Source organism: Paenibacillus sp. Aloe-11 (assembly GCF_000245715.1).
In the GTDB taxonomy this organism is placed as follows: Bacteria; Bacillota; Bacilli; order Paenibacillales; family Paenibacillaceae; genus Paenibacillus; species Paenibacillus kribbensis.
In genome coordinates this window covers 35,365-36,075 of sequence record NZ_JH601043.1, presented here as the reverse complement: position 1 = coordinate 36,075, position 711 = coordinate 35,365, and the positions used below count along the sequence as shown (strand labels likewise).

The following is a 711-nucleotide window of genomic DNA, read 5'->3' as shown; positions in this document are numbered from 1 at the left end:
GGCGACCCAGCGGGCCGCCGGAGGGTTGCGTGCCGAGCTGGGCGTCGGCCTGCTCGTAATGCTGCTCGCTGCGCTGCTCACCCACCTCTCACCCGGTCAGGCACCTGCTGTACCGTTCGAGGAGACTCGCACTACAGGCGAGTATAAGGTGACGCTGGCGGTCAGCCCCAATGCTGTGGGCAGCAATGAATTTAAGGTAGCCATTCAGGATCGCAAAGGGGCTGCGGTTTCAGGAATTCAGCAGGTTACATTGACGCTCGTTCCGGCAGACCCTGACAAAGCTCGGCAGGAATTTATTCTCCCCGTGAAGCAGCAACCCTTCCACAGTCAGGAATTGATGACCGCCGAAGGAACATGGGTGGTCAAAGTACACGCCCTGACGGCATCTCTTGATGCGGTAGATGCCGACTTTACCCTGCACGTGGGCGGGAAAAAATAATCATTTTATGACTTCAGGATTTTGCAAGATCCTCACATGAAAAAGGAGCGAAATAAATATGAATATAGCGATTCAATCGGTGAAATCCAGATTTTCCAGGTTTGCGGCGTCCGCGGGCCTGATTGCAGCAGGTGCCTTGCTTTTTGCAGGTATGGCCAGTGCACACGTGACGGTTAAGCCTTCTGTTTCACAGCCTAATGCGTGGGAAACCTATACACTGAAGGTGCCTGTGGAGAAAAACATTCCCACCACCAAAGTCGCTTTAAAAATCC

General features: G+C 53.6%; 2 pseudogenes. Both read left to right on the top strand.

The annotated features are described in order from the left end of the window. Window positions 1-439, top strand: a pseudogene (locus WG8_RS27735) (copper resistance CopC/CopD family protein); the annotation flags it as partial. 58 nt (window positions 440-497) lie between these two features. Then, a pseudogene (locus tag WG8_RS27730) lies at window positions 498-711 on the top strand (nuclear export factor gle1); the annotation flags it as partial.